This window comes from Rhodococcus sp. RS1C4 (assembly GCF_002258225.1).
Classification (GTDB): Bacteria; Actinomycetota; Actinomycetes; order Mycobacteriales; family Mycobacteriaceae; genus Rhodococcoides; species Rhodococcoides fascians_E.
The window spans coordinates 86,638-108,059 of sequence record NZ_NOXZ01000004.1 but is presented as its reverse complement, the minus strand read 5'-3'; the positions used below and the strand labels follow the sequence as shown (position 1 = coordinate 108,059).

Annotated in this window: 19 protein-coding genes; 16 read left to right on the top strand and 3 right to left on the bottom strand. The window is 64.8% G+C overall.

Annotated elements, in window-relative coordinates:
• Positions 1 to 68: 68 nt before the first annotated feature.
• Entirely contained in the window at positions 69 to 785 is a 717-nt protein-coding gene (locus CH289_RS00755; protein WP_019663514.1) for a GntR family transcriptional regulator, read from the bottom strand.
• Between the two features lie 113 nt (positions 786 to 898).
• On the opposite strand from CH289_RS00755, the gene mftE reads away from it, so the two are divergent.
• From mftE to CH289_RS00700, 12 genes are all read left to right on the top strand, one after another.
• Positions 899 to 1,609, top strand: a complete 711-nt coding sequence (gene mftE / locus CH289_RS00750; RefSeq protein ID WP_094627583.1) for a mycofactocin biosynthesis peptidyl-dipeptidase MftE — start codon at positions 899 to 901, stop codon at positions 1,607 to 1,609.
• Between the two features lie 103 nt (positions 1,610 to 1,712).
• Entirely contained in the window at positions 1,713 to 3,110 is a 1,398-nt protein-coding gene (gene mftF, locus CH289_RS00745) for a mycofactocin biosynthesis glycosyltransferase MftF (protein ID WP_179276697.1), read from the top strand.
• On the top strand, positions 3,107 to 4,555 hold the full coding sequence (mftG, locus tag CH289_RS00740; RefSeq protein WP_094627584.1) for a mycofactocin dehydrogenase MftG: 1,449 nt from the start codon (positions 3,107 to 3,109) through the stop codon (positions 4,553 to 4,555). Before mftF ends, mftG begins: the two co-directional genes overlap by 4 nt.
• Positions 4,556 to 4,607: 52 nt before the next feature.
• Positions 4,608 to 4,742 carry a hypothetical protein gene (locus CH289_RS28560; RefSeq protein ID WP_019663518.1) on the top strand — a complete coding sequence of 45 codons (135 nt, stop codon included), beginning with the start codon at positions 4,608 to 4,610 and terminating at the stop codon, positions 4,740 to 4,742.
• A gap of 162 nt (positions 4,743 to 4,904) precedes the next feature.
• The gene (locus CH289_RS00735) at positions 4,905 to 6,197 is read left to right on the top strand and encodes a sigma-54-dependent transcriptional regulator family protein (protein WP_094726995.1); all 1,293 of its coding nucleotides are present in this window, start codon (positions 4,905 to 4,907) and stop codon (positions 6,195 to 6,197) included.
• Positions 6,198 to 6,312: 115 nt separating this feature from the next.
• Positions 6,313 to 7,836 (top strand): aldehyde dehydrogenase, encoded by a 1,524-nt coding sequence (gene adh, locus CH289_RS00730; protein ID WP_019663520.1) that lies wholly within the window; start codon positions 6,313 to 6,315, stop codon positions 7,834 to 7,836.
• On the top strand, positions 7,836 to 8,375 hold the full coding sequence (locus CH289_RS00725) for a DUF779 domain-containing protein (protein WP_179276696.1): 540 nt from the start codon (positions 7,836 to 7,838) through the stop codon (positions 8,373 to 8,375). The genes adh and CH289_RS00725 overlap by 1 nt, the downstream gene beginning before the upstream one ends.
• A gap of 37 nt (positions 8,376 to 8,412) precedes the next feature.
• Complete coding sequence (locus CH289_RS00720; protein WP_094726993.1) at positions 8,413 to 9,384, top strand: cation diffusion facilitator family transporter; 972 nt, start codon at positions 8,413 to 8,415, stop codon at positions 9,382 to 9,384.
• 110 nt (positions 9,385 to 9,494) lie between these two features.
• Positions 9,495 to 10,934, top strand: coding sequence for an ethanolamine permease (gene eat / locus CH289_RS00715; protein ID WP_019663523.1), 1,440 nt, complete (start codon positions 9,495 to 9,497; stop codon positions 10,932 to 10,934).
• Positions 10,931 to 12,343, top strand: a complete 1,413-nt coding sequence (locus CH289_RS00710; protein ID WP_019663524.1) for an ethanolamine ammonia-lyase subunit EutB — start codon at positions 10,931 to 10,933, stop codon at positions 12,341 to 12,343. The genes eat and CH289_RS00710 overlap by 4 nt, the downstream gene beginning before the upstream one ends.
• On the top strand, positions 12,340 to 13,113 hold the full coding sequence (gene eutC / locus CH289_RS00705) for an ethanolamine ammonia-lyase subunit EutC (RefSeq protein WP_094726991.1): 774 nt from the start codon (positions 12,340 to 12,342) through the stop codon (positions 13,111 to 13,113). The genes CH289_RS00710 and eutC overlap by 4 nt, the downstream gene beginning before the upstream one ends.
• Before the next feature lie 53 nt (positions 13,114 to 13,166).
• Complete coding sequence (locus CH289_RS00700) at positions 13,167 to 14,783, top strand: AMP-binding protein (RefSeq protein WP_037181943.1); 1,617 nt, start codon at positions 13,167 to 13,169, stop codon at positions 14,781 to 14,783.
• A 57-nt stretch (positions 14,784 to 14,840) separates the two neighbouring features.
• On the opposite strand, the gene CH289_RS00695 is transcribed toward CH289_RS00700, so the two are convergent.
• Positions 14,841 to 15,734, bottom strand: coding sequence for a hypothetical protein (locus CH289_RS00695; protein ID WP_033189887.1), 894 nt, complete (start codon positions 15,732 to 15,734; stop codon positions 14,841 to 14,843).
• 206 nt (positions 15,735 to 15,940) lie between these two features.
• On the opposite strand from CH289_RS00695, the gene CH289_RS00690 reads away from it, so the two are divergent.
• Positions 15,941 to 17,881 (top strand): acetoacetate--CoA ligase, encoded by a 1,941-nt coding sequence (locus CH289_RS00690; protein WP_019663528.1) that lies wholly within the window; start codon positions 15,941 to 15,943, stop codon positions 17,879 to 17,881.
• Here the strand turns inward: CH289_RS00690 and CH289_RS00685 are convergent.
• Positions 17,872 to 18,339, bottom strand: a complete 468-nt coding sequence (locus CH289_RS00685; RefSeq protein WP_094726989.1) for an acyl-CoA thioesterase — start codon at positions 18,337 to 18,339, stop codon at positions 17,872 to 17,874. The genes CH289_RS00690 and CH289_RS00685 overlap by 10 nt on opposite strands.
• A 42-nt stretch (positions 18,340 to 18,381) precedes the next feature.
• Here CH289_RS00685 and CH289_RS00680 point away from each other — a divergent pair, with 42 nt between their 5' ends.
• From CH289_RS00680 to CH289_RS00670, 3 genes are all read left to right on the top strand, one after another.
• Positions 18,382 to 19,830: an amidohydrolase gene (locus CH289_RS00680; RefSeq protein ID WP_094726987.1), complete on the top strand. Its 1,449-nt coding sequence runs from the start codon at positions 18,382 to 18,384 to the stop codon at positions 19,828 to 19,830.
• Positions 19,827 to 20,444, top strand: a complete 618-nt coding sequence (locus CH289_RS00675) for a TetR/AcrR family transcriptional regulator (protein WP_020111176.1) — start codon at positions 19,827 to 19,829, stop codon at positions 20,442 to 20,444. Before CH289_RS00680 ends, CH289_RS00675 begins: the two co-directional genes overlap by 4 nt.
• A 130-nt stretch (positions 20,445 to 20,574) precedes the next feature.
• Complete coding sequence (locus CH289_RS00670; protein WP_019663532.1) at positions 20,575 to 21,000, top strand: PPOX class F420-dependent oxidoreductase; 426 nt, start codon at positions 20,575 to 20,577, stop codon at positions 20,998 to 21,000.
• Positions 21,001 to 21,422: the final 422 nt, after the last annotated feature.

Sequence of the window (21,422 nt, the reverse complement as noted above, 5' to 3'; positions counted from 1 at the left end):
TCCGGTGAAGAAAAAGTAGCGACGAAGTGTTGCCCCTGCGTGACGGCAGGAATATATCTTTCGAGACGTCAGTCTCCGGGCGAATCGGCCAGCAACCCGGTATCGCTCGTGATGGACGAGATGACGGTGTTGAGGCGGGCGGAGTGCGACTGCGAAATGGCCAGCAGGGTTGCCGCGTCGCGGTCGAGGAACGCGTCGAGCATCGACCGGTGATCCGCATGCAGGGACGCGCGGTCCGACCCCGCGACCTGCACCATCGGCTGTATCGGCTCGGTGATGTTCCATGCGGACTCGAGCATGTGCAGTAATCGTTTCATTCGAGACGGCCTGGTCAGTGCCATGTGGAACTCGCGACTGCGGCGGTGGTATTCGCGGGGATCATCGGCGGAAATGGATTCCTCGAGAAGTCGATCGGCCTCGATAGCTCGCTCCCGATCCTGCTCGTCGGCCAGTGCGACTGCGGTGGCGAGCGCCGCCGACTCCAGTACCTCACGAACGATGTACATCTCGCGGAGCTCGGCCGAGGTCAACTGTGCGACGGTGTATCCGAGGTTGGGGCGGTGGTCCACCAGACCTTCGCCGATCAGTGTCTTCAGCGATTCACGCACGGGGATTCGGCTCACGCCGAACAGTTCGGCCACATCACCGAGAGGGATGGGAGTGTTGGGCGGCGCGTCCCCGGACAGGATCACTCGTCGGAGCTCGTCGAGAATGGCGGGTTGTGCACCGCCCGGTTCGGCAATGCTCAACTGCGCCAGCAGTACCGATCGCCGACGTGGGGGCATGGTGCTCCTTTCGTGCCTCTGGTGCGCACGCTAATGGCGGATTGTTTCCTGTGTGTGACGTGCGGAGTGGAAACGAATCGAGGCAGATCGGCGCAAGCGGATACCATTCGACAGTGGCCGAGACCGAGCAACCGTCCTCCTCGTATCGACGCTTGGCCGACGATCGATGGCCGGCGGTCGACGGTCGACGCACTGTGGCGGTGCCGGTCGGTGCAGTCGAGCAGCACGGGCCTCATCTACCTCTCGACACCGATACTCGGGTCGCCCAGGCCGTGGCGGAGCGATTGCCCGGCGTGGTCGTCGCGCCGTCGATCGCGTACGGGGCGAGCGGAGAGCACGAGGGCTTCCCCGGAACCATCTCTATCGGTGCGGACGCGCTGGAGGCGATCCTCGTCGAGTACGGCAGGTCGGCGTGCCGGTGGGCGGACCGTCTGGTGTTCGTCAACGGGCACGGCGGCAACGTCGGTGCGCTGGCCGCGGCGGTTCGGCTGCTGCGGTACGAGGGGCGCGACGTGGCGTGGTTGCCCTGTGTCGTTCCGGGTGCCGACGCACACGCCGGCCGTACCGAAACTTCACTGCTGCTGCATCTTTCCCCGGAGGTGGTGGACAAGTCGCGTATCGAGGTCGGGAACACGGACTCGCTCGCGGACCTTCTGCCTCTGTTGCGTTCCGGTGGTGTCCGAGCGGTTACCCCGAACGGAGTGCTGGGTGACCCCCGTGGGTCGTCGGCGGCCGAAGGCGAGACCGTCCTGGGGCAGATGTGCGCCCTCGCGGCGGATGCGCTGCAGCGATGGGGACCGTCGGAGCGGGGCATGTTGACGTGAACCTGCGGTCCGAAAAACCGCGTTCGAACAGGCCGTGGGTATGTTTCCGAATTTCTGCGTCCACGGATACCACTTCGCGGCAATGTCCGCTTACGATCACCTGATGGGTCAAGGACGATTGCCTGATGGATTCGGGGTGCGCGTCGATCCTCGTGTACGCACATACTCGGAGGGGCGCGTTCTGATCGGGGGTTCCCCGACTCGGATGCTGAAACTGGCACCCACCGCTGCGGCGATGATCGGCGACGGATTCCTCGAGGTGACCGATTCGCAGTCCGCGCTCGTGGCGCGGAAACTGCTGGACTCCGGTGTCGCGAATCCGCGACCGATGTCCATTCCGTCTCCGCAGGACGTCACCGTGGTGATCCCGTTGAAGAACAACGCGGCAGGGCTGTCCCGCCTCCTTCCTGCGTTGCACGGACTGAAGGTCATCGTCGTCGACGACGGATCCGACGAGCCGGTCACGGTGCCGCCGGTTGCGTGGAGCATCGGCGGGGTGACGACGCTGCGGCACGAGAGTTCTCGGGGGCCCGCTGCAGCGCGCAATACCGGGCTTCGGTCCGCAACAACTGATTTCGTGACATTCCTGGATTCGGATGTGGTGCCGCGCAAGGGCTGGCTCGAGGTCATGCTCGGGCATTTCTCCGACCCTGCGGTCGCACTGGTCGCGCCGAGGATCGTGGCTCTCGAACCCGAAGGCAACGCTCTGGCCCGGTACGAGCACGCCCGGTCGTCGCTGGACCTGGGTCGCAAGGAAGCCGCGGTTCGAGCGGGCAGCTCTGTCTCCTACGTCCCGAGCGCCGCAATGCTCATCCGTCGCCACGTCGCCGAGGAGTGCAACGGATTCGACGAATCCATGCACGTCGCCGAGGACGTCGATCTCTGCTGGCGGTTGCAGGAGGCGGGGTGGCGGCTGCGCTACGAGCCCGTTGCCAACGTCGCGCACGATCATCGCGTCACGTTCGGTCGGTGGTTCGGCCGCAAGCTGTTCTACGGCACCGGAGCAAGTCCACTCGCGGACCGGCATCCGGGCATGGTGCCCCCGCTCTCGATGTCACCGTGGACTCTGATCTCCTGCCTGTTCGCGATCAGTTTCACCAAGTTCGGCCTACTGGGCGCGTTGCTGACGCTCGGGGCGACGACAGGCAGGCTCCGCAGGATGTTCCTCGGGCTCGACCAACCGACCCGCATCGCGGCGATCCTGGCAACGGAAGGGTTCATCGGCGGGCTCTGGCAACTCGCGTCGGCGATGTGTCGACATTATTGGCCCATCACACTTCTGGCGGTCGTGCTGTCGAGTCGAATCCGCAGGATTGCGCTGGGAATCGCTGTCGCAGATGCGATGACGGACTGGTACAAGCATCGCGAGCTCGGTGGGCTCGACCCCATTCGATACGCGTTCTTCAAGCGCGTCGACGATGTCGCGTACGGAGCCGGACTGTGGACCGGGGCGGCACGGTCTCGCAGCCTGAAAGCCTTGACACCCCGAATGGACACATGAGCCCCAGCCGCACGGTCGACGTGATCGTCGTCGGCGGCGGATCGTGCGGCGCCGTCGTCGCGTCGAGGCTCAGCGAGGATCCTTCGTGCTCGGTCCGGCTCCTCGAAGCAGGGCCCGGATTCCGGACCGTCGACGAGGTTCCGCCGGATGTGCTCGACGCACGTGTACTTCCCCTGGGGGCCGACAGTCCGTGGCTCGACACGTACTCCGCCGATCTGGCGGACGGTATCGCCGCTCGGGTCTCGCGGGGGCGAGTGCTCGGTGGGTCGGGCGCGGTCAACGGTGGATACTTCGTGCGCGCCCGGCCGGACGACTTCGATGCGTGGCCTGCATCGTGGTCTTTCGCGGATGTACTGCCGTACTTCTCGGCGCTGGAACGGGACCTCGACTTCACCGGGCCCTATCACGGCAGCGAGGGACCGATGCCCGTGTCGCGGGTGCTGCCCGGAGCGGGAAGCGCCATGACAGAGGCCTTCGTTGCTGCGGCCGAACGCGCCGGGTTCGCGTTCGACGAGGACAAGAACTCGCCGTACTCGGCGGACGGCGTAGGCCCGGTGCCGCGCAACATCTCCGGAGGGGTGCGAACGAATGCCGCTCTGGCGTACCTTCTTCCGGCGTCGGATCGTCCCAACCTTCAGGTCCGCAGCGACGCAACTGTTCTCGGCATCGTCGTCGATCGGATGCGCGCGGTCGGGGTCGCCGTCGACCACGGCGGTACGAGGGAGATGCTACGGGCGGAGCGAATCATATTGTGTGCGGGAGCAGTTCGGACCCCGCAGCTGCTGATGCTCTCCGGTATCGGGCCTGCGGGCCGGCTGGGCGCGCTCGACATCCGGACCGTCGTGGATCAACCGAACGTGGGACGTGGTTTCAGTGATCATCCGGAAGTAACTCTGCCGTACAGTGTTTCGTCGACCGGTCCCGCATCGTCGCCCATGGAGGCGGTGCTGCACGTCGGAGACCTCGAGATCCGCCCCTACTCGGCTCCGTTCGACCGCATGATCGCAGGCCTCCCGGCCGGGGATCCGCTGATCGGAGTCGGCCTGATGCGACCCGAGTCGAGAGGGGACATCGAGCTGGTGTCGTCGGACCCGGCGATCGCGCCCCGGGTTCGGTACCGATACCTGGAATCCGTCGCCGACCGGCGGGCGTTGGCGTCCGGACTGGAACTCGTCGCCGAGCTCATCGAGAACACCGAATCCGTCGAGGGCGACCTCGACGGGTTCGTGCGCGCCAGGCTGGGGACATCGCTTCACCTCTCGGGAAGCTGCGCGATGGGCGGGGAGGACGCCGTCCTGGACGACACGTGCGCGGTGCGCGGCGTCGACGGGTTGTACGTGGTCGACACGTCTGCCTTCCCCGTCGTTCCTTCGCGAGGGCCCCACGCGACGGCGATCATGCTCGCCGAACGCGCCTGCCGCCTCATTCGTGGCTCGGTGGCGTAAGTTCGTGGTCTGTGGACCATTCTCGGTTCCGCAGAGAATGGGGCACCCCGCCATGTCTGACAAATCTCCTCGCAGTTCGATGTCCAAGAAACAAGGAAAGTCGTTGAAGGAGAAGCGCGCGGACAAGAAAATGAAGGCCTCGGGCGACACCGGCATCGACATCTCGGCGACCGTCAAAAAGCGCTGACCGCGCCGGGCACCCAGCTCGGTCCGGTAACCCCCGCGACGCAGGTCGAGAATGCACGGGCCCTCCGGCCTCGGCGATCCCCGCCGGGCTCGGTGGGCCTGTATTCTGCGTGTGTGAGCTGCGTTACAGTAGTGTGACCGCGCCAGAAGAGGTACTTGTGTGATGACTGGAAGAACGCCAGGACAGGGGAACCCCTGGGTTGCCCTTCGCCCTGGTGAGGACATCGACGTGCTCGCACGTCGGGTGACCACAGCGCACCGCTCTTTCGTGGAGGACTCCTCGTCCACCGCCAGTGTTCGTTCCGTGGTCCTCGATTCCTGGATGCGCAGCCGCACCAAAGGTGTCGACCCCGACGGTGGAAACGACTCGATCGTGTTGTCCGGTGCGGAACTGGAGCGCTATCGCTCCGAGCACCCCATGTCCATCATCAGGCCGGTCATCCGCAAGCTGCTGGTCGAGGATGCCGCGGACACCGGCTTGCTCGTCGCGATCTCCGACGCCGAGGGCCGGCTGCTGTGGGTCGAGGGAGATTCGGCTGCGAAGGATCGCGCGATGTCGATGAACTTCGCCGAAGGCGTCGACTGGAGCGAAGAAAGCAAAGGGACCAACGCTCCCGGCACGGCGCTCGCGGTCGACCACTGCGTCCAGATCTTCGCCGCCGAGCACTTCAGCAGGACCGTGCACGAGTGGAGTTGTTCCGCGGCGCCCGTCCATCACCCGACGAGCGGACAGATCCTCGGCGCGATCGATATCACCGGCGGTCCTCGCGTTGCGGTTCCCGAGGTGTTGTCTCTGATTCGCGCCACTGTCGCCGCCGCCGAGTCGGAATTGCGTGTGCATCTGATGAATTCGCCGAAGTCGTTGGGTGACAGTGCTCCTCGGTTGGAGGTGCTCGGTTCGGGCCGGCCCGGGTTGACGAAAGGAAGCGGTCGCAGCGCGCTGTCGCAGCGGCATGCGGAGATCCTGTTGCTCCTGGCCGATCACCCGGAGGGTCTCAGTTCCGATCATCTCGCCGTACTGCTCGACGAGCAGGAATTGGACTCGGTGACCATCCGCGCCGAGATGTCGCGACTACGCAAAGCATTCGGAAGTGCAGGTCTGGCGTCGAGGCCTTATCGGCTCGTAGGCGAACTGACCACCGAGGTCTCCGACATCCGGCGCGCCCTCGACCGCGGCGACATCGAGGGGGCGTTGCGCATCTACACCGGTCCCGTTCTTCCCGGGTCCACGGCACCCGGCATCGAGGACATCAGAGAAGAACTTCGCTCCCGGGTCCAAGCCGCGCTGCTGCGGGCAGGGGATCCGGTGTTGCTGGCCCAGTGGACGTCGTCGATCCACGGGCGCACCGATGTGTACGCGTGGGAAGCGTACCGGGCCACGCTCAGTCAGGACTCCGCACTGTACGGGCAGGTCAGCGCCAGAATCGAGCATCTCGACCGCCAGCTCGGCGTCTGATCCGTCGGGCCGGGCGCCCAGCAGAAATTGCACGCAGTGCAGCAACGTAGTTGCAACGTTGCGCACTCTAGTGTCTTGAATCACATCAGTTGATGAACGACGAAGGAGTCACTAGATGTCCGTCTATGCCCGTCCAGGTACCGCCGATGCAAAGATGTCGTTCCAGCCGCGCTACGACAACTGGATCGGTGGCGAGTGGGTACCACCAGTCAAGGGCCAGTACTTCGAGAACCCGACTCCCGTCACCGGTGAGAACTTCTGCGAGGTCGCCCGCTCCACGTCCGAGGACATCGAACTCGCCCTCGATGCTGCACACGCCGCCGCACCCGCCTGGGGCAAGACCTCCGCAGCCGAGCGCGCCGTGGTCCTTAACAAGATCGCCGACCGCATCGCGGAGAACCTCGAGTCCATTGCGCTCGCCGAGTCCTGGGACAACGGCAAGCCGATCCGTGAGACCCTCAACGCCGACATTCCGCTCGCCGTCGACCACTTCCGTTACTTCGCCGGATGCATTCGGGCACAGGAAGGTTCGTTGTCGGAGATCGACGACGACACGGTGGCCTACCACTTCCACGAGCCGCTCGGTGTCGTCGGGCAGATCATTCCCTGGAACTTCCCGATCCTCATGGCCGTGTGGAAACTCGCGCCGGCACTTGCCGCAGGCAACGCCGTCGTGCTCAAGCCGGCCGAGCAGACGCCCGCGTCCATCCTGCACCTGATCTCCATCATCGGTGACCTGTTGCCTCCGGGCGTCGTCAACATCGTCAACGGCTTCGGCACCGAGGCGGGCAAGCCTCTCGCGTCGAGCCCGCGTATCGCGAAGATCGCGTTCACCGGCGAGACCACCACCGGCCGCCTGATCATGCAGTACGCCTCGCAGAACCTGATCCCCGTCACCCTCGAACTGGGCGGCAAGAGCCCCAACGTGTTCTTCTCCGACGTCCTGTCCTCCAACGACGACTACCAGGACAAGGCGCTCGAGGGCTTCACGATGTTCGCCCTCAACCAGGGCGAGGTCTGCACCTGCCCGTCCCGCTCGCTCATCCAGGCGGACATCTACGACGAGTTCCTGGCGCTCGCCGCGATTCGTACCAAGGCAGTGCGCCAAGGTGATCCGCTGGACACCGAGACGATGATCGGTGCGCAGGCATCCAACGATCAGCTCGAGAAGATCCTCTCCTACATCGAGATCGGCAAGGGCGAAGGCGCTCAGGTCGTCACCGGCGGAGAGCGCGCACAGCTCGGCGGAGATCTCAACGGCGGCTACTACGTCCAGCCGACCATCTTCACCGGCAAGAACAACATGCGTATCTTCCAGGAGGAGATCTTCGGACCGGTCGTCTCGGTCACGTCCTTCAAGGACTACGACGAAGCGATCTCCATCGCCAACGACACCCTCTACGGCCTCGGCGCCGGCGTGTGGTCTCGTGACGGTGGCGTCGCCTACCGCGCCGGCCGCGACATCAAGGCCGGGCGAGTGTGGACCAACACCTACCACCAGTACCCGGCGCACGCTGCCTTCGGCGGGTACAAGCAGTCCGGCATCGGTCGTGAAAACCACAAGATGATGCTCGACCACTACCAGCAGACGAAGAACCTCCTGGTCAGCTACGCCCAGAAGGCTCAGGGCTTCTTCTGATGTCCGACGCGCGACCTCCAGCGCGTCTCAGAGCCACCGCCGGGGCGATGGAGCTTCTCCGTCGCCTCGGCGGGATCCACGGCGCGTTGATGATGCATCAGTCCGGAGGGTGCTGCGACGGCTCGTCGCCGATGTGTTATCCAGCAGGGGAATTCATCGTCGGCGATCGGGATGTGCTGCTCGGTCTGTTGGATCTGCGGCTCGGCGTCGGCGACATCCCGGACGATCTCCCTGAGGGCGACGACGCAGTGCCCGTGTGGATTTCAGGTTCACAGTTCGAGGCGTGGAAGCACACCCAGATGGTGCTCGACGTGGTGCCCGGGCGTGGTTCCGGGTTCTCGTTGGAAACGCCTGAGGGGCTTCGATTTCTCAGCCGCGGACGGGCGTTCACTCAGCAGGAGTTCGACGTACTGAAGGAGCTGACACCGTTCGTCGGAGTCGACTGGGAAGAGGGGCGCAGGCCTCCCGTTCCCGACGACGTCATCGTCGTCGCCGAAGCGGTCGACGCCTGCCCGGTCCCGGGCATGCTGCAGGGCTGACCACTCACAAGGGAGGTGGGCGCCTACAGTCGAACGCGTGAAATCTTCCAATACGACGCCTGCCGGTGCGGAGACCGAGAGCCTCCGCACCGTCGTCATCGCCTTCGGCGCCAATCTGGGTGTCGCGATTGCCAAGACAGTCGCTGCGGTGATCACGGGTTCGGCGTCGATGGTCGCCGAGGCGTCGCATTCGTGGGCGGACACCGGCAACGAGATATTCCTGCTCGTCGCCAACAAACGAGGCTCCCGCGGCGCCGACGACCGGAGACCGCTGGGATACGGCAGGGAAGCGTATTTCTGGTCGACACTCGCCGCGGTCGGTTTGTTCGTCGCGGGCGCCGCGGTGTCGATCTGGCACGGCATCACCTCGCTCCTCGCGGGCGAATCCAGCAGCGAGAACTACACCGTCGCGTACGTCGTGCTCGCGCTGGCGTTCGTGCTGGAGGGAATCTCGTTCCTTCAATCGGTTCGGCAGATCCGCGGTGAAGCAGCCGAGTACGAGAAGGACTTCTTCGACTACGCACTCGAGACGTCCGATCCGACACTGCGTGCCGTGTTCGCCGAGGACAGCGCGGCCCTCATCGGCATCGTCATTGCCGCTGCAGGCATCGGACTGCATCAGCTCACCGGGTCCAGTGCCTACGACGCCGTCGGTTCGATTCTCGTCGGTGTTCTGCTCGCCGTCGTCGCCTTCGTGCTCATCGACCGAAATCGACGTTTTCTCACCGGCGAACCGGGTTCGCGAGCATTATGGAACGCAGTGGTGGAGCGAATCGAACAGCTTCCGGAGGTGGCGTCCGTTCGGTTCGTTCGCATCGAATTCGTCGGTCCGAAGCAGATCCTTCTGGTCGCGAGCGTCGACCTCGTCGGCGACTCGGTCGAATCCTCGATCGCGCACACACTCCGGCGGCTGGAGCGTGAGCTCGAGACCAACAAGGCTGTGGTGGACGCAGTACTGACAGTCGCAGAACCCGACGAGGGAGACGTCGGTCCGACACCGAACCACTGACGTAATTCGCTCGTCATATTGCGATGACTCGGTGCTTACACCGCGGGCATATCTTGATTCGGATTCGCTCACCCGCGAAAGAAGTCGCATCGCTTCGAGAGAGGCCGGCCATGTCCGTCACAGAACCAACACCCACCCATCACGACGGGACCGAGTCGCACGTCGAGGGCAGCGACTATCTGGCCAAACGCCAGCTGAAGAAGGGCACGGCGGGATGGGTCCTCCTCGCTGGACTCGGCGTCAGCTACGTCATCTCCGGTGACTACTCGGGCTGGAACTTCGGTCTCGAACAGGGTGGCTTCGGTGGCTTGCTCATCGCAGGCATCCTCATCGCAGGCATGTACCTGGCCATGGTCCTCGGCATGGCCGAGATGTCGTCGGCGTTACCGGCGGCGGGCGGTGGGTACACGTTCGCTCGTCGCGCACTCGGACCGTGGGGTGGATTCGCAACCGGCACCGCCATTCTCATCGAATACGCCATCGCTCCGGCAGCCATCGCCACCTTTATCGGTGCGTACGTCGAGTCTCTTGGATTGTTCGGCATCACCGACGGTTGGTGGGTGTATCTCGCGGTGTATGCCATCTTCATCGGCATCCACCTCGCAGGTGCCGGTGAGGCACTCAAGATCATGTTCGTCATCACCGCCATCGCCCTCGTCGGTCTGGTGATCTTCGCGGTATCGGCACTGGGACAATTCGACTCGGCCAACCTCACCGACATCGCGCCGACGGACGCCGCGGGCGCGTCGAGCTTCCTTCCGTTCGGCTATCTCGGAATCTGGGCGGCGGTTCCGTTCGCGATCTGGTTCTTCCTCGCCATCGAAGGGGTTCCGCTCGCCGCAGAAGAAGCGAAGGATCCCACCAAGAACGTGCCGCGCGGCATCATCGCGGCCATGGGCGTCCTGCTGCTGACCGGCGCCGGGGTTCTGCTCCTGGTGACCGGTGCGGGCGGCGCCGACGCCATGCAGGCGTCGGGCAACCCGCTTGTCGAAGCCCTCGGCGACGGCACGGCCGCCAAGGTGGTCAACTACATCGGGCTCGCCGGCCTCGTCGCCAGCTTCTTCTCCATCATGTACGCCTACTCGCGTCAGCTCTTCGCGCTGTCGCGGGCCGGGTACCTGCCGAAGACCCTGTCGGTGACCAACTCTCGCAAAGCGCCGACGCTCGCGCTGATCGTCCCCGGCATCATCGGTTTCCTCCTCTCGCTCACGGGTCAGGGAGCGATGTTGCTCAACATGGCCGTGTTCGGTGCCGCGCTCAGTTACGTTCTGATGATGGTCAGTCACATCGTTCTGCGACGTAAAGAACCGACCATGCCGCGGCCGTACCGGACCCCGGGCGGCATCGTCACCACGGGCTTCGCACTCGTCGTCGCAGCGCTGGCTGTGGTCGCCACGTTCCTCGTCGACAGCACGGCAGCGCTGTGGTGCCTCGGGGTCTTCGCTGCGTTCATGCTGTACTTCGGGCTCTACAGCCGTCATCATCTCGTGGCGAACTCGCCGGACGAAGAATTCGCAGCCCTCGCGAAAGCAGAAGCCGAACTCGAATGAGCACGTACTCACACCAGGTATCCGGTGCCAACTTCTCGTTCGACGGCCTCGTCGAGCTGATGGCGAAGGCAACACCGTTGCGGTCGGGCGACGAATTGGCCGGGTGCGCGGCACAGTCCGACGCCGAACGAGCTGCCGCGCAATGGGCACTGTCCGACGTCTCGCTCGACGTGTTCCTCGAAGATCTTCTGGTTCCGTACGAGAGCGACGAAGTCACCCGGCTCATCATCGACTCGCACGACCGCACTGCCTTCGGTGCGATCTCGCATCTGACGGTCGGTGGGCTCCGGGACTGGCTGCTCGACGCCGCCGCCTCGAAGGATTCGGCGTCGACTCTGCGATCCGTCGCACCGGGGTTGACTCCGGAAATGGTTGCGGCCGTCAGCAAGATCATGCGCAATCAGGATCTGATCTCGGTGGCGCGGGCTGCCGAGGTGACATCGGCGTTCAGGACAACCGTCGGACTTCCTGGGACGTTGAGCACGCGATTGCAGCCCAATCACCCGACCGACGATCCACGCGGAATCGCCGCCGCGACTCTCGACGGTCTGCTGCTCGGATCGGGTGACGCAGTGATCGGCATCAACCCGGCGACGGACTCGCCGCACGCGACGTCCGATCTGCTCTTTCTGCTGGACGAGATCCGGCAACGGTTCGAGATCCCCACACAGTCGTGTGTGCTCTCGCACGTCACGACGACGATGGAACTCATCTCCAAGGGCGTTCCGGTGGATCTGGTGTTCCAGTCCGTGGCAGGGACCGAAGGGGCCAATTCAGGCTTCGGTGTCAACGTCTCATTGCTGCGAGAGGCCAACGAGGCAGGCCGGTCGCTGCACCGGGGAACCGTCGGGAACAACGTCATGTATCTGGAGACGGGGCAGGGTTCGGCGCTCAGTGCAGGCGCCCACCTCGGCGCCGGGGGACGCCCGGTCGACCAGCAGACCCTGGAGGCACGCGCATACGCCGTGTGCCGTGATCTCGAACCGTTACTGGTCAACACCGTCGTCGGATTCATCGGACCGGAGTACCTGTACGACGGCAAGCAGATCGTCCGTGCCGGGCTGGAGGATCACTTCTGCGGCAAGCTCCTGGGCCTGCCGATGGGCGTCGACGTCTGCTACACCAACCACGCCGAAGCGGACCAGGACGACATGGACACCCTTCTCACGCTGCTCGGTGCAGCCGGAGTCGCGTTCGTGATCGCAGTCCCCGGAGCCGACGACGTGATGCTCGGTTACCAGAGTCTGAGCTTCCACGACGTTCTGTACGTGCGGCAGGTGCTCGGGCTGAAGCCCGCACCGGAATTCGCAGCATGGCTGGACCGGCTCGGCATGGTCGACGGCAGCGGTCGAATCCTCGACGTCGACGCACTGAGGTCGCCGTTGCGTTCGCTGACGAGTGCACGATGAGCGCCGTAGAACGCGCCGACGACGGATTCTGGCAGGACCTGCGTCTGAGCACGCAGGCGCGAATCGGACTGGGGCGTACCGGAGACTCGCTGCCCACCCGCCGAGTGCTCGAGTTCCGATCGGCACACGCGGCTGCGCGGGATGCCGTGCACATGCCACTGGACGTCGACGACACAGCGGCGGCCGTGGAGAAGATCGGCATCGGGGTACCGGCGGTGGTGACGTCCAAGGCGACCTCTCGCGCGGAGTATCTGCGACGGCCCGATCTCGGACGGACCCCCGACGACCTGTCCTCCATCACCCCAGGTGACTTCGACCTCGGATTCGTCCTCGGTGACGGGCTGTCACCCCGGGCCCTGATGGATCACGGACCGTCGATGCTCGCGGCGCTGGTCGAAGAACTGTCCGATGTGTACAGCCTTGCCCCGCCCGTCATCGCCACCGAGGCCCGCGTCGCGTTGGGTGACCACATCGCGGAGGCAATGGGTGTTCGCACCGTCGTCGTACTCATCGGTGAGCGGCCAGGGCTGTCGGTAGCGGACAGCTTGGGGATCTACCTGACGCATCTGCCTGCACCCGGAAAGTCCGACGCCGACCGCAACTGCATCTCCAACATTCATCCGCCGGAAGGGTTGGGGTACGAGCAGTCCGCCAGGATCGTTGCCAGTCTCGTCGCCGGCGCTCGCAGGCTCGGCAGGTCCGGTGTTGCGTTGAAGGACACCTCGCGCGCGGACGCACTCGAGAACTCCGAAGTGCTGACCATCGAGTAGTACACCCTTTCGGGGGTAGGCGACTTGTGACGGCAATCACTACTGTGGTCGACATGGAAAGTCGTAGTTATTCGTCCGGGCCGTCGTCGACAGCGTTGCTCGAGGAGACCATCGGCCAGAACCTCGACCGAACCGTAGCCGAGTACGCCGGTCACGATGCACTGGTCGACGTCCCCTCCGGCAGACGGTGGACGTACTCCGAGTTCCTCGCCGACGTCGAGCTGCTCGCCGCGGGCCTGCTGGTCAAAGGCGTGACGACAGGTGATCGAGTGGGAATCTGGGCGCCCAACTGTCCCGAATGGGTGCTCGCGCAATACGCGACCGCCAAGATCGGCGCAATTCTGGTCAACATCAATCCCGCGTATCGCACGCACGAGTTGAAATTCGTCCTGAATCAGGCCGGAGTCTCGGTTCTGTTGTCCGCGCAGGAATTCAAGGGCTCGGACTACGGCGCGATGATCGAGGACGCACGCGAGGAGACCGTGCGGGAGGTCGTTTTCATCGGGAGCTTCGGCTGGGAACTGATGACCGACCGCGGACACCGGGCACTCGCCGAAAACCCTTCCCTGGTCGCGGACGTGCAGAGCTCGTTGGCGCCGAAGGATCCGATCAACATTCAATACACCTCGGGCACAACAGGGTTTCCCAAGGGCGCGACCCTGAGTCACCGAAACATCTTGAACAACGGGTACTTCGTCGGTGAGTTGTGCCATTACACCGAACACGATCGCGTGTGCATTCCGGTGCCGTTCTATCACTGCTTCGGGATGGTGATGGGAAACCTGGCCTGTACGTCACACGGTGCGGCGATGGTCGTTCCCGGACTCTCGTTCGATCCGGCGTCCACGTTGGCCGCCGTGGAGCAGGAGAAGTGCACGTCCCTGTACGGGGTACCCACCATGTTCATCGCCGAACTCGCTCTACCGGAATTCGATTCGTACGACCTGTCCTCGCTCCGCACCGGCATCATGGCCGGCTCGCCGTGCCCCACCGAGGTGATGAAGCAGGTGATCGAAAGGATGGGCATGGCCGAAGTGTCCATCTGCTACGGCATGACCGAGACTTCCCCCGTGTCGCTGCAGACACGCAGCGACGACACCATCGAACAACGCGTCTCCACCGTCGGCGCCGTCGGGCCGCACCTCGAAGTACAGATCGTCGACCCCGTCGACGGATCGACCGTCGCCCAGGGGGAGTCCGGTGAACTGTGCACCCGCGGATACTCGGTCATGCTGGGCTACTGGAACCAGCCGGAGAAAACAGCCGAGGCCATCGACGCCGACGGATGGATGCACACCGGCGACATCGGTGTCATGGACTCCGACGGCTACGTTTCCATCACCGGCCGCATCAAGGACATGGTCATCCGCGGTGGCGAGAACGTCTACCCCCGAGAGATCGAGGAATTTCTGTACACCCACCCCGACATCCTCGACGCCCAGGTCATCGGGGTTCCCGACGCCAAATACGGTGAGGAACTGATGGTCTGGATACGGATGCAGGACGGAGCAACCCCGCTGGACGCGGATTCGATCCACGCCTTCTGTGCGGGCAAACTGGCGCACTACAAAATTCCGCGCTACGTGCACATCGTCGACGAGTTTCCCATGACCGTCACAGGCAAGGTCCGCAAAGTCGAAATGCGCGAGCGGTCGCTGGATCTGATCTAGATCTCGAAGACAGGTGTCCGTGCTCCGAGGACAGTCGGCGCGGTTGTGAACGCACATTCAGCTCATGAGTGCACGGGCCCTGGCTCGTTCGAATCGCATGAACACCTCCGCGAAATTCCACAGGTCCCTCCAGACCCAGCGGATGACCTGGTAGCCCTCGTCACGCAGGGCGTCCTCCCTGGCCTTCTCGCGAGCTAGGTTCCGGGAGTCGCCGCCGTACTTGCCCAGCCCGTCGAACTCGCCGATGATTCGTAACTTCGGCCAGAAGAAGTCCACCCGGAAATCGAGCAAGGGGACTCTGTACTGCAAAGTGGGAGTAGGTATTCCGTGCTCCTCCATCCGCAGTCGACTGAGGGATTCGCCTGCGCTTTCGCTGAGTCCGTTCATCCGGTGAACCGCCCGCCGCGCTGCGGCTATGTTGTGCAGCCTCGAACTCCGCTCGAGGGCGTCGGCGAGCTCGTCCGGCGTGATCGCGAACTTGCGCAGTGCCGAGTCGCCGATCACCACTGCATGATCCAGGTCGAGCACGCGCGCGGTGTCGACGATCGTGCGCGCCGGGGAGGTAACCGGTACCGGCCCGAGTTCGACAGTGGTGGACGGCGTCAGACGGCCCGTATGCACGTGAAGGCTCGAGGTCCTCCTGGCCCCTGTCGCACGATCGGCCGTGAGGTGCACGCGCCCGAGGTCGGTGTTCCACATCGTCAAGCCGTGCAGCACCGCAGCGGAGACGTGGCTCACCGCATGTCCCCGCTTTCCTCGAACTGCGGCGACGGCTCTGAGTCGATGAACGCCCGTCGGTGTCAGAGCATCGAATCGATCTGCTGGACAGTAGATCCCGGTGGCGACCTTTCTGATCTCACCGGAGGCGATCATTCGACGGAACTCGTCGTCGCTGTATCCGGCGGCGGATGCTGCTGCACGGGTGAGGAAGCCATCGGCGTCGGGATGCATGCGGTGATCGTGCAGTTGATGAGGCGTCGAAACCACCCCCTCGCGTCCGATTGTGGACGAACGAGGGGGTTGTGGATGAATTCTGGTTCGCTCGTACCATTCCGTCCGGTGTCCTCACAACGTCGATGGTGTTTTCACAACACGCATCAGCGTTGTGAACGCACATCCCCGTTGTGCGAAGCGACGCTCAGGGGATACTGGAACGCATGACCGAACCGCAGTGGACACCGTCGACGGAGGACGTCGAGAGCGCTCGCATCACCGACTTCACGCGGGAGGTGGAGCGCAGGCACGGCGTCTCGCTGCCGGATTACACGGCGTTGTGGCGATGGTCGACGCAGAATCTGGATGAGTTCTGGCGTCAGGTCTGGGATTACTTCGACGTCGTTGCCTCCCAGCCCGCGACCTCGGTGCTCGGCTCGTCCGATATGCCGGGGGCGCAGTGGTTTCCAGGAGCCGAGCTCAACTACGTCGACCAGGTGAGACGCCACGTGCGAGACGATCGTCCGGCCATCGTCCACGTCGGTGAGGACGGTGCCCGATCCGAGCTTTCCTGGGCCGAACTCGCGCGTCAGTGTGCTGCGTTGGCGGACGCTCTGCGCCGCGAGGGCGTCGTGCCAGGGGACCGTGTCGTCGGATACCTACCGAACATCCCGGAGGCGGTGGTCGCATTCCTCGCAGCGGCCGGCATCGGGGCGGTGTGGTCGGCCTGTGGACAGGACTACTCACCGTCGGCGGCGATCGATCGTCTCGGGCAGTTGGACCCGAAGGTCCTCGTCGTCGCCGACGGGTATTCCTACGGCGGCAAGTTCCACGACAAGAGTGCCGACGCGGCAGAACTACGCGACGGCCTCCCGACGGTTCGGACGGTCGTCCAGGTCGGAAGCAATGTCGCCGAAGGAGCGATGTCGTGGGAGGAGTGCACGGCAGGCGAGCACGAGTGGGTCACGACGCCCGTTCCGTTCGACCACCCGCTGTGGGTGGTGTTCTCGTCCGGCACCACAGGTCTGCCGAAGGGGATCGTCCACGGGCACGGGGGAGTCCTGCTCGAGCATCTGAAGGCCGTTGCGCTGCAATCGGATATCGGTGCCGACGACGTCTTCTTCTGGTACACGAGCCCGAGTTGGATGATGTGGAACTTCCAGGTCGCCGGCTTGCTCGTCGGGGCGACCATCGTGTGCAGCGACGGGAGCCCGTCCTATCCCGCGCCCGACGGGTTGTGGTCGATCGCGGCGGCGGAGTCGGTGACGTTCCTCGGCACCAGCCCTGGTTACGTTCTGTCCTGCATCAAAGCGGACTCCGTTCCGTCTCGTGATCACGATCTGAGTGCGCTTCGCGCGATCGGGATCACCGGGTCCAGCATGCCTGCGTCGTCGTCGGAGTGGTTGGCGCGGAGCGTCGGTGAGCGGGTTCCGGTCTTCTCCATCTCGGGTGGAACCGATGTCGTGTCCGCATTTGCCGGCGGTGTTCGCACTGTTCCGGTGTGGCCGGGGGAGTTGTCGGCGCCGTTTCTCGGAGTTGCGCTCGACGCGTTCGACGAGGACGGACACTCCGTGACCGGGGAGGTCGGGGAACTGGTGGTCACGAAGCCGATGCCGTCGATGCCGGTGCGGTTCTGGAACGACACCGACGGAGAGCGATACCGAGACGCGTACTTCGACACCTATCCCGGCGTGTGGAGGCACGGGGACTGGATCACGCGCACCGACCACGGGAGCGTCGTCGTGCACGGCCGGTCCGACTCGACGTTGAACCGCAATGGAATTCGTATGGGCAGCGCCGACATCTACCAGGCCGTGGAATCCCTGCCGGAAATCGTCGAAGCTCTGGTCCTGGGAGTCGAATCCGAGGACGGTGGTTACTGGATGCCGCTGTTCGTCGTGCTGGCGGACGGCGAGGAGCTGAGCGATGTGTTGCAGGACAAGATCAAGGACTCGATTCGTCGACACGCATCGCCTCGGCACGTACCGGACGTGATCATCGCTGCGCCCGGTATTCCGCACACCCGGACCGGCAAGAAGCTCGAAGTGCCGCTGAAGAAGATCTTTCAGGGGCGAGACGCCGCGCGTTCCCTCGACCGATCGGCCGTCGACGCCCCGGACCTCATCGACTGGTACACGGATGTCGGTCGGAATCGTCAGGGCTGACGAGTCCACTTCGCCAGGTACTCCTTCTCCGCTGGACTGATCCGCCGCAGGCGCTCCGATCCGACGTCGACCATCGCCATTCGTGTCCTGGCCAGCACGGCCGGAGCGGAGTCCGCCGCAGCGCCCGCTGCGCGCACCTCGTAACCGATCGTGAAATCGACCGAACGCACCTGCTCGAACCAGAGCGTGACATCGAGCGGACTGTCCGAGTGGCGCAGGGGCTTCTTGTACGCGATGTTCACGTTCGCGATCAACGCGCTCTTGATCAAGGACTCGTTGGCCTGCGCGGCCCGATCTTCCGGACGTTCCCCTGGCGCGTCTCCCGTGCTGAGCAGCCACTCGATTCTGGCTTCCTCCAGCAAAGTGACCATCCGCGCATGATTGATGTGCGCGAAAGCGTCCATGTCCGACCAGCGGACGGTGATCGTGGCGTGGTAGCCGGGCTTCGAGTTCGTCACCGCATCACGGTCTCACGTCCCTCGGTGTTCTAGAGTCCGGGTGTGTTGATCAAGAACGTGGTCCTGACTCCAGGCGGCGGCGCGGTGGACGTACAGACGGTCGACGGCCGGATCGCCGACATGAGCGCAACCACGGCGTCGGGCAGCGCGATCGAGGGCGACACTCTCGACGGGCGCGGCGCGGCTCTGCTGCCGTCCTTCGTCGACAACCACGTTCATCTGACGCAGTGGGCGACGTCGCTGACGCGCATCGACGTCTCCGGTGCCGATTCCGCTGCGGATCTCGCGGACATCCTGGCTCGCTCGAACGAGCGGCACGGTTCGGGGATTCTCCGAGCGCAGGGATTCCGCGACGCCTTGTGGCCGGACGCCCCGCACAAGGACATCCTGCAGAACGCGTTGCCCGGCCGTCGAGCGGCGATCACGAGCATGGATCTGCACACTCTGTGGCTCAGCCCTGCGCTCCTGGACGACCTCGGGATCGATCATCCGACGGGTGTGCTTCGAGATCACGACTGCATGGAGGGCCTCGGCGCTCTCGATCGGCTGGCCGACCCCGTGGACAGTGATCGCGGTGCCCTCGCCGCGACACGAGAACTCGCACGACGAGGTATCACCGCCGTCACCGACTTCGAGTACGCGGACAATCGAGCTGTGTGGACCCGACGGTCGGCGCTGGGGCGCGCCGATGTCCGCGTCGACTTCACGGTCTGGCCCGAGTGGCTCGACCACGAACTGGAACGCGGCGCAGCCACCGGCGACATCGTCGCCGACGGTGTCGCGCTCGGACCGCTGAAGGTCATGTTCGACGGTTCGCTCAACACGAGGACGGCCTGCTGCCACGACCCGTATCCCGGCGGCACGTCGAGCGGGGTGCTGCTCGAGACGCCCGAGGACCTCGTGGCCGTCATGAGGCGCGCCAGGGCGGGCGGCATCACTCCGGCGATCCACGCCATCGGGGACCGCGCCAACTCGCTCGCACTGGACGCATTCGAGACTGTCGGCGGGGGAGGCCGCGTCGAGCACGCTCAGCAGATCCGCCCCGGCGACATCCCGCGATTCGCCGCCACAGGCGTCGCAGCGTCGATTCAGCCGCAACATGCGATGAGCGATCGGGATGTGGCCGACGAGCTGTGGGCGGGACGGAGCTCGATCGCGTACCCCTACCTGTCCCTGCACCGGGCGGGAGCGCGGCTGCTGTTCGGGTCCGACGCCCCCGTCAGTCCTCCCAGCCCGCTCGACGCGGTCGCCGACGCCGTCTGGCGCACCGACGACGAGCGACCACCGTGGCAGCCGTCGGAAGCACTGCCGCTGGGCGTCGCGCTCGCCGCGGCGTCCGGGGGGCGACACTCCGTCGAACTCGGGTCGCAGGCGGACCTGGTGCTGCTCGCCGAGCATCCTGCACAGCTCGGCAACCGCGATCTCCGTGCCGTCCCCATTCTCGCCACCGTGCTCGGCGGCAGGCTGACGTTCGACAGTGCCTTCGCATGAACGACACCGGTTCCTGGCGCCGATACGAGGCGTCGACGCTGCCCGCGCCGTTGGCCGCAGCTCTGTCGGCTTTCGTCGACCAGGGATATCACGGCACCTCCGTACGAGAAATCGCCGGACGAGCAGGGTTGTCCGTCCCTGGCCTGTACCACCACTACCCGTCCAAGCAGGCCCTGCTCGTCGGACTGATGACAGCAGCGATGGACGAGCTGCTGGAGAGATCGAGATCAGCAGAGACCGAGGCCGGGCCGTCGCCACGAAAACGGTTCGACGCCGTGGTCGAGTCGTTGCTGCTGTTCCACATGCACCGGCGTGAGCAGGCATTCCTCGGGTCGACGGAGATCCGAAGCCTCGACGAGGTGAACCGCATCGACTACGTCGGTAGGCGCGACGAGCAGCAGCGCATGGTCGACGCCATCGTCGCCGACGGGATCGCATCCGGAGACTTCGGCCTCGATCACGCCGAGGACGCCTCGCGAGCAGTCACGACGATGTGCATCGGAGTCGCCGGCTGGTACCGGCCGGACGGGCCCCTGGCGCCGTCGGAACTGGTCGAGACCTACCTCGCCATCGCGCGGCGAATCGTGGGGGCGCGAGTGGAGCCTGCGGAATGAGCCGGGAGGCGCGAGTGGAGCCTGCGGAATGAGCCGGGAGGCGCGAGTGGAGCCTGCGGAATGAGCCAACAGAGCGCGAGTGGAGCCTGCGGAATGAGGCGTGTCGGAGTGCGGCGGTAGCGTTGCCAACATGGCATCTCTTGCGGATCTCCAGGTCAGGAATTTTCTGCTGACGGGGACACGAACCGGAAAGCTCGGCTTCGTGGCGTCGGACGGTCGGCCGTTGGTGGCGCCGGTGTGGTTCGTGCTCGAGGACGACGCCGTCGTGTTCAACACGGGCGCGGACACGGCGAAGGGTAAGGCGATCGCCAGGGATCCGCGGCTGGTGTTGTCGGTCGACCTGGAGGAGCCGCCGTACGGGTTCGTACAGGTCCAGGGTGTGGCGGAGACATCGGAGGATCCCGACGACCTGCTCAGGACAGCCACGGCCATCGGTGGTCGGTACATGGGCTCGGACCGTGCCGAGGAATTCGGTCGACGCAACGGCGTGCCCGGAGAGCTGGTCGTGAGGATCAAGCCGACGAAAGTGATCGCGTCCATGAACGCGACTGCGTGAGTGGACCGCGAGTGGAGGGGATTCGTTGGTGTGCCGGGCTCGGTCCGCTCTCCGCGATGCCCTGTAGATTGGACAAGTGATGTGCACAGGCGCAAACGTCGCCGGCAGACGTAGATCCGGTCCTCGTCGTTTCGGGTCCCACGGAGCGCTGTCCGAATCGATATCCCACGTGATGGGACCGAGTCAGATGGCCGTGTAACGGCTGATCCCATGTGCGCAGATGTACCCATGAGTAACATCGGCGACTGTTGGGGCGTCGATTAGTTCTCGTTGCAGATACCAATTAGATTTGTGAGTTCGGTGTTCGGAAGTGTCGGAGCTGTCGACGCGGACCGAAGGCGTGTGATTGTGGGAAAGAGAGGATTCGATTGGACCCGCTAGGTTGGGACGAATCAGTCGGAGGAGCACAGGCGCATCAGGAA

Coding starts and splice junctions, on each gene's coding strand:
- CH289_RS00755 (WP_019663514.1), bottom strand. CDS start 785: ATGCCCCCACGTCGGCGATCGGTACTGCTGGCGCAGTTGAGCATTGCC.
- mftF (WP_179276697.1), top strand. CDS start 1,713: ATGGGTCAAGGACGATTGCCTGATGGATTCGGGGTGCGCGTCGATCCT.
- mftG (WP_094627584.1), top strand. CDS start 3,107: ATGAGCCCCAGCCGCACGGTCGACGTGATCGTCGTCGGCGGCGGATCG.
- CH289_RS28560 (WP_019663518.1), top strand. CDS start 4,608: ATGTCTGACAAATCTCCTCGCAGTTCGATGTCCAAGAAACAAGGAAAG.
- CH289_RS00735 (WP_094726995.1), top strand. CDS start 4,905: ATGACTGGAAGAACGCCAGGACAGGGGAACCCCTGGGTTGCCCTTCGC.
- adh (WP_019663520.1), top strand. CDS start 6,313: ATGTCCGTCTATGCCCGTCCAGGTACCGCCGATGCAAAGATGTCGTTC.
- CH289_RS00725 (WP_179276696.1), top strand. CDS start 7,836: ATGTCCGACGCGCGACCTCCAGCGCGTCTCAGAGCCACCGCCGGGGCG.
- eat (WP_019663523.1), top strand. CDS start 9,495: ATGTCCGTCACAGAACCAACACCCACCCATCACGACGGGACCGAGTCG.
- CH289_RS00710 (WP_019663524.1), top strand. CDS start 10,931: ATGAGCACGTACTCACACCAGGTATCCGGTGCCAACTTCTCGTTCGAC.
- eutC (WP_094726991.1), top strand. CDS start 12,340: ATGAGCGCCGTAGAACGCGCCGACGACGGATTCTGGCAGGACCTGCGT.
- CH289_RS00700 (WP_037181943.1), top strand. CDS start 13,167: ATGGAAAGTCGTAGTTATTCGTCCGGGCCGTCGTCGACAGCGTTGCTC.
- CH289_RS00695 (WP_033189887.1), bottom strand. CDS start 15,734: ATGCATCCCGACGCCGATGGCTTCCTCACCCGTGCAGCAGCATCCGCC.
- CH289_RS00690 (WP_019663528.1), top strand. CDS start 15,941: ATGACCGAACCGCAGTGGACACCGTCGACGGAGGACGTCGAGAGCGCT.
- CH289_RS00675 (WP_020111176.1), top strand. CDS start 19,827: ATGAACGACACCGGTTCCTGGCGCCGATACGAGGCGTCGACGCTGCCC.
- CH289_RS00670 (WP_019663532.1), top strand. CDS start 20,575: ATGGCATCTCTTGCGGATCTCCAGGTCAGGAATTTTCTGCTGACGGGG.